4 protein-coding genes and 2 pseudogenes are annotated in these 3871 nt (G+C 54.1%); 3 read left to right on the top strand and 3 right to left on the bottom strand.

Features of this window, described 5'->3' with window-relative positions; all coding sequences use genetic code 11:
• Window positions 1-63 precede the first annotated feature (63 nt).
• Entirely contained in the window at window positions 64-303 is a 240-nt protein-coding gene (locus tag CAK78_RS09915; protein ID WP_094697156.1) for a hypothetical protein, read from the top strand.
• A 205-nt stretch (window positions 304-508) separates the two neighbouring features.
• Here the strand turns inward: CAK78_RS09915 and CAK78_RS09910 are convergent.
• Both CAK78_RS09910 and umuD read right to left on the bottom strand, forming a co-directional pair.
• Window positions 509-1057, bottom strand: a pseudogene (locus tag CAK78_RS09910) (Y-family DNA polymerase); the annotation flags it as partial.
• The gene (gene umuD / locus CAK78_RS09905; protein ID WP_094697155.1) at window positions 1038-1481 is read right to left on the bottom strand and encodes a translesion error-prone DNA polymerase V autoproteolytic subunit; all 444 of its coding nucleotides are present in this window, start codon (window positions 1479-1481) and stop codon (window positions 1038-1040) included. The pseudogene CAK78_RS09910 and the gene umuD, both read right to left, overlap by 20 nt.
• An 86-nt stretch (window positions 1482-1567) precedes the next feature.
• Between umuD and CAK78_RS09900 the strand changes: the two genes are divergently transcribed.
• Window positions 1568-1786, top strand: a complete 219-nt coding sequence (locus CAK78_RS09900; protein ID WP_369597523.1) for a DUF3283 family protein — start codon at window positions 1568-1570, stop codon at window positions 1784-1786.
• A gap of 44 nt (window positions 1787-1830) precedes the next feature.
• Here the strand turns inward: CAK78_RS09900 and CAK78_RS09895 are convergent, their stop codons facing one another.
• The gene (locus CAK78_RS09895) at window positions 1831-2748 is read right to left on the bottom strand and encodes a WYL domain-containing protein (RefSeq protein WP_094697153.1); all 918 of its coding nucleotides are present in this window, start codon (window positions 2746-2748) and stop codon (window positions 1831-1833) included.
• 585 nt (window positions 2749-3333) lie between these two features.
• Between CAK78_RS09895 and CAK78_RS09890 the strand changes: the two are divergent.
• Window positions 3334-3871: pseudogene (locus tag CAK78_RS09890) on the top strand (IS21 family transposase); the annotation flags it as partial.

Genomic DNA, 3871 nt, shown 5'->3' with positions numbered 1-3871 from the left:
GTATTGATGAGTTGCTTAAGGAAGGCTTCATCAAGCCAATAAAATAAGTCAAAGGTGGTAGTGATGACACTTGAGCAATTAGCAGACTACTTTTTCAAATACGCAAAAGAACATGGAAATCCTTATGAGAAATTCCCCTTAGGAATTGAGGTTGATGAGTTTGGTGCTCCATATATTGAAATTTCTGAATCTGGGAAGTTGGCCATTGTGGCAAAGGATCGTGGCGAAGAATGCCTAAGGAAAGAAACAACATCACCGGAAGTATTGGCTCAATGGGTGTATGAGATTTTTAACAAATCTTAAATGCTGTCAGATTTAGGCCCGTACGCTCGATTAGCTAAGCGTAATGCCTTCAATGGCACCATCCACTTTTCTGATGCATTTGAGGCTATCCTGCTGACCTCTAGGCGAGGTGGGCAAGACTATCGCTTACAGCGTCACTAGCGGCGCGATCGCTGAAATCACCGGCGGCAAGTTTGCCGCTGGTGCAGCAGGTAGCGCTATCTCACACCTCATCCACCGGGGTGATAGCCATCAGCCGGGCACGGCGCAGCGCGTCACGCAAGTCCACGACGCCGCCCGTGGCAGGCCACTTCTTGGCTGCATAGTTGGCCAGCTTGGCGAGGGTCTTGGTGGGGCCGATCCCAACCCCTACCGTTAGTCCGGTCCACTGCCACACTCGCTGCCGGATCTGTTGTCCATAGGCTGTCAGGTCCCCGGCAAACGACTCCGACAGTGACAGGAATGCTTCATCGATGGAGTAGACCTCCAGCTCGGGGGCCATGGTCTCCAACGTGCTCATCACCCTGCCAGACATATCTCCATAGAGCGCGTAGTTGGAGCTGAATGCCACACCGCCATGCGCCTCGAACTGCTCGCGGATCTTGAAGTAGGGCCCAGCCATCTTGATACCCATCGCCTTGGCTTCGGGGCTGCGCGACACCACGCATCCATCGTTGTTGGAGAGCACCACGATCGGGCGGCCACGCAGCTCAGGGCGAAACAGCCGCTCACAGCTGGCGTAGAAGTTGTTTACATCAACGAGCGCTATGGCCATCACGCTGCCTCAGATTGCCAATCACATGGGTGACCACCCCGAATAGCTCCAGGGAGAGGCTCATGCAAGGGTCGATAGGCGCGAACGCCGGATTGGCTGGCAGCAACCGCAGCCTCGGCTTGAGCTGCAAGGTCTTGACCGTGAAGCCGCCGTCGAGCAGTGCAATCACCACATCGCCATGGAGCGGGGTCAGGCTCTTATCAACCACCAACAGGTCACCGGGAAAGATGCCGACCCCGGTCATGCTCTCCCCCTCGGCACGCAGATAGAAGGTTGCGGCAGGGTGCGACACGCAGTGGGTGTTGAGGTCCAACTTCCCTTCCAGGTAGTCGCTGGCCGGGCTGGGAAAGCCGCAAGAGGCACGGTGCAAGAACAGCGGGATGGTCACCTCGGCGGGTGATGGGTCTGGGATTAACAGCTTCATGGTAACAATGCCTGTATTTATATACAGGCATTATAGCGCACCACCTTTGAACCAGCGCAAGTCCCGCATGCCTGTGATGGCGTACCATGGCACCAATAGATAACAAAGAGGTCAGTATGAGTCACAATCTGTGTGCCCTACCGAAAGAGCAACAAGAACGAGTCGAGGTCGAGAAGGCTGCCGCATATGCGGTATGGAAGGAGCGCAACGGTCACTTGGCCAGCGCAGAAAGCGAAGCAAGCCAGCATAAGGGTGAGCTGAGCAGCTACTTTCTTGAGCAAGTAAGTAGGTACAAACGGGGCTAGCCTTCCTGTAGCCATGTTTTTATTCTGGGAACACCCTAAGTCCCTTAACTCTCGCGCAAATCCGGGCTTTGGAGCTTGAAGATGCAGCCCTTGGCTACCAACTCGTCCCGGTTTGCCAGCACCAGCGGGTAGAGCAGCGGATGCTGTTCGTGATCGCCGTTATAGCTCACTTGCATGCGCTCCAGCGCGTAATGCATCAAAGGGATGCGCTGGTTGAGCAGCAGCTTGCCATCTGGCATGGCATAGTCACTGGCAATGATGGCCTGTTGTCCTGCGCTTAGGGTTGGATTGGGAATGACCACCGCAGTGACCTTGGTGTTCCACTCAAGATCCTGATCCCGGCCGTGAGGGGAGGTATCCAGTAGCTTAGGTTCCCCACGAAATCGGCTCATCACAAAATCCAGATATACCCCTTTCTTCTCGCAGTAAGCGCGTACGTGCCAGCGGATCCCGTCATAGACCAGGGTATGGGGCACGATATTGCGGCCGCTCTGCTCCTCTGAGCTGAGGGATACGTAATCGACATCGACCCGCAACTGACCGCGAGCCGCTTGCACCAGACCCCGCACAATCTTGGGGTCGATATGGCGGTTGGGTACATCCAAGATCTCGATATGGCCGTAGCGCAAATCCATCAGCGGTAGGGTCAACAGCCCCGCTTCATGTTGGCGTTGGTGCTGTTTTTCACGATGTAACAGCATCAGGTACTCATCTACTTGTCCTTCACTAAATCGCGGCACAAATTGCTCGGTGGGCTTGTATCCCTTCAGGCTTCGGTCATAGATCAACCCTGCAGGTGAGTAGTAGGTCAGGTAGTGATTGATATCCCGTGATGCTTGCTGGCGGCCGATATTGAAGGCTGTCATTAGGTGATTGGTGGTCAGCCGTCCTTCCCATTGCAACACGATCTCTAGCAGGCGAAAGCGTAGGGTCTGATCCCAAGTGAGCTCTCTGGGGGCCATATGTGCTCCAAAATGCGACATGTGTATGTAACCAGTATCGGCATGAGTATACAGGCGACATATACTGAGTTAATCACAGTGTGGTGAAAAAGATTGTGCTGTCTGTACCACGTTCTACCAGCATATTGCCGAAGTGCAGCTCAACTTCGGTTGCTCTCACAATCACAAGGTCATGCCAGGCTTTGCTGCCAGGCCCTATACCTCAGGGCTTTCGGGATGGTGTAGTACGATTAGGTGTATTTATTTAGTGCAAGGGTACCAAGCAGATGAACGTGGTGGAGACTCAAAGGGTGCAGGTAAAGGGATAAGGCAGAGGACGTTGCCACTCTATTCTGCGGCTTACCAGAAATGAAGGTTGAGCTTATGCATATTCCGGCCGATCATGAACACCGATTCCGGTTCAACGTGAACACCATTTCCGGACCAATGTGAACGCTCATTCCGGCTCAACCTGAACACTTTGCCCCTCCTTTCCGGAAACAGTGTTCAACATCCCGGAATCACTGTTCACATTCACCAGAATCATCCTTAACGCATTGATTTAACAACCTTTGATACGCTCTCCCTTTTGCCAGGGAAGAGCCTATGTCTGCCAAGAGGATTGCAATGCGTAAAATTCGTGAAGTACTGCGACTGCGGCTGGAGGCTCAGCTCTCTTTTCGCCAGATCAGTATCTGTACCAAGGTTAGTGTCGGCTCCATCCAGAAACTCCTCAACAGTGCCCAGGCGCTTGGCCTTACCTGGCCCTTACCTACCGAGCTTGATGATGGCCGACTGGCTGCCCTGTTCTATCCGCAGGCCGATACCACCATCTCGGCCCGCCATGTTGTGCCGGATTGGCCCTCTGTCCATCAGGAGCTCAAGCGCAAGGGGGTCTCCAAACAGCTGCTCTGGGAGGAGTACACCCAGCGCTATCCCAATAGCTGTTACAGCTACTCCCAGTTCTGCGACCGTTACAAGTCCTGGTGTCAGTTGCAAAAGCGCTCCATGCGCCAGATCCACAAGGCGGGGGAAAAGCTCTTTATTGACTACTGCGGGCCCACGGTGCCCATCGTGTCGCCGACTACGGGTGAGGTCCGTCAGGCACAAGTCTTTGTCGCCGTGCTTGGTGCGTCCAACTACA

This window comes from Aeromonas sp. A35_P (assembly GCF_002259925.1).
Lineage (GTDB): Bacteria > Pseudomonadota > Gammaproteobacteria > Enterobacterales > Aeromonadaceae > Aeromonas > Aeromonas dhakensis.
Note: the sequence above shows the minus strand (reverse complement) of the source record. Positions and strands in the feature narration are given on the sequence as shown.